The organism is Pseudomonas sp. GM24 (assembly GCF_000282235.1).
Classification (GTDB): domain Bacteria; phylum Pseudomonadota; class Gammaproteobacteria; order Pseudomonadales; family Pseudomonadaceae; genus Aquipseudomonas.
Genome location: NZ_AKJR01000346.1, coordinates 1 through 2,191, shown reverse-complemented (window position 1 = coordinate 2,191; position 2,191 = coordinate 1). Strand labels below are relative to the sequence as shown.

Here is a 2,191-nt window from a genome sequence, read left to right as displayed (position 1 = left end):
CCCTCCGGGAGAGGGCTGGGCGGGCGGCGTTCCGATGAGGGTTTGCTTTGCCCCCTACTTCTGCGTCCCGTCATCATGCTGCAAATTCGCCTGAGTCAAATTGCACCCCGCCGGCACACTGCGCGTCAGCCAGACATTGCCGCCAATGGTCGACCCCTTGCCAATGGTGATCCGCCCGAGAATCGTCGCCCCGGCATAAATCACCACATCATCTTCAACGATCGGATGACGCGGATGACCTTTCTGCAACTGCCCGTCTTCATCCGCCGGGAAGCGTTTGGCGCCCAACGTCACGGCCTGATAAATCCGCACGCGCTCACCAATGATCGCGGTCTCGCCGATCACCACACCCGTGCCGTGATCGATAAAGAAACTACGGCCGATCTGCGCGCCCGGATGGATATCGATACCGGTCGCCGAATGGGCGATTTCCGCGCTGATCCGCGCCAGCAGCGGCAGCCCGGCACGATACAAATGATGAGCGAGGCGATGGTGAATCACCGCCAGAATCCCCGGATAGCACAGCAGCACTTCATCAACACTGCGCGCTGCCGGATCACCGTGATAGGCCGCCAACACATCGCTGTCGAGCAGCGCGCGCAGGCCCGGTAAAGCCAAGGCAAAATCCTGCACGATCTGAATGGCGCGGGCCTCGACTTCAGTATCGGCCTGCGCGCTGTGGCGGGCAACGTAACGCAGCTCCAGACGGGTCTGCGCCAGCAGCGCATTCAACGCCACATCAAGGGTGTGGCCGACGTAAAAGTCTTCGCTTTCTTCACGCAGATCCACTGGCCCCAGACGCATCGGGAACAACGCCCCACACAGTGCTTCGAGAATCTCCGCCATCGCCGCCCGCGACGGCAACTCGCGACCACCCTGCTCGCCGGACGCCCGGCCGTTCTGTGCCCGCCACTGATCCCGCGCGCTGCGCAGTTGACTGACGATGGTCTGCAATTGCCAATGGCTGGAACGCTCGCTCACGGTAAAGACTCCTCACGGGCGGCCGGACTGTCTGGCCGCGTCAACGGCGACTACTTTACGGCATGGTCGCGAGAGCGAATTAAGAACCGATAGTGCTGGCCTCAGTTCATTTGGCTATAAGCGATTCACGGTTGCCCCTGCAAAAGCCCGTGCCTATAGTCCTTTCATCTTTCTCCTCCAGTACGGACTCATGATCAAACAACAGCTGGACCGCTTTAACCGTCTCGACCTGCTCGGCCACCCGACGCCGCTGGAAAAACTCGAACGCCTGTCCGCCTGGCTCGGCCGCGAGGTGTACATCAAGCGTGATGACCTGACGCCGCTGGCCATGGGCGGCAACAAGCTGCGCAAGCTCGAATACCTCGCTGCCGACGCTCTCGCGCAAGGCGCCGATACGCTGATCACCGCCGGCGCGCTGCAATCGAACCACGTTCGCCAGACCGCCGCACTCGCCGCCAAATTGGGCCTAGGTTGCGTGGCGCTGCTGGAAAATCCGCTGGGCACTGACGACAGCAACTACACCGGCAACGGCAACCGCCTGCTGCTGGATCTGTTCGACACCAAGGTCGAACTGGTCGACAACCTCGACAACGCCGACGACCAACTGGCCGCCCTCGCCGCACGTCTGCGCAGCAACGGCAAGAAGCCATATCTGGTGCCAATCGGCGGCTCCAATGCCCTCGGCGCGCTCGGTTACGTGCGTGCCGGTCTGGAACTGGCCGAGCAGATCAAGGACACCGGTCTGGATTTCGCTGCGGTGGTACTCGCCTCGGGCAGTGCCGGAACGCACAGCGGTCTGGCCTTGGCGTTGAGCGAAGTATTGCCCCGATTGCCGGTGATTGGTGTGACCGTTTCGCGCACTGAAGAAGACCAGCGGCCGAAGGTTCAGGGCCTTGCCGAACGTACGGCGGACCTGCTCGGCGTCGAGCTGCCGGCCAGTTTCAAGGTTGAGCTGTGGGACGAATATTTCGGCCCGCGTTATGGCGAGCCGAATGCCGGGACGTTGGCGGCGGTGAAGTTGCTGGCGAGTCAGGAAGCGCTGTTGCTCGATCCGGTGTACACCGGCAAGGCAATGGCGGGCTTGCTCGATGGCATCGGACGTCAGCGTTTTGATGAAGGCCCGATCATTTTCTTGCACACCGGCGGCGCGCCGGCGTTATTCGCCTACAAGGATTTCCTCTGAGAGATCGCTGATCGTTCCCACGCTCTG

At 62.0% G+C, this 2,191-nt stretch carries 2 protein-coding genes; one reads left to right on the top strand and one right to left on the bottom strand.

Annotated features, from left to right (window positions below; translation table 11 throughout):
• Window positions 1–54: 54 nt before the first annotated feature.
• A complete protein-coding gene (epsC, locus tag PMI23_RS28110) occupies window positions 55–981 on the bottom strand; it encodes a serine O-acetyltransferase EpsC (RefSeq protein ID WP_007918747.1) in 927 nt (308 codons plus the stop codon).
• A gap of 190 nt (window positions 982–1,171) precedes the next feature.
• Between epsC and PMI23_RS28105 the strand changes: the two genes are divergently transcribed.
• Window positions 1,172–2,164 carry a D-cysteine desulfhydrase gene (locus PMI23_RS28105; RefSeq protein ID WP_007918745.1) on the top strand — a complete coding sequence of 331 codons (993 nt, stop codon included), beginning with the start codon at window positions 1,172–1,174 and terminating at the stop codon, window positions 2,162–2,164.
• Window positions 2,165–2,191: the final 27 nt, after the last annotated feature.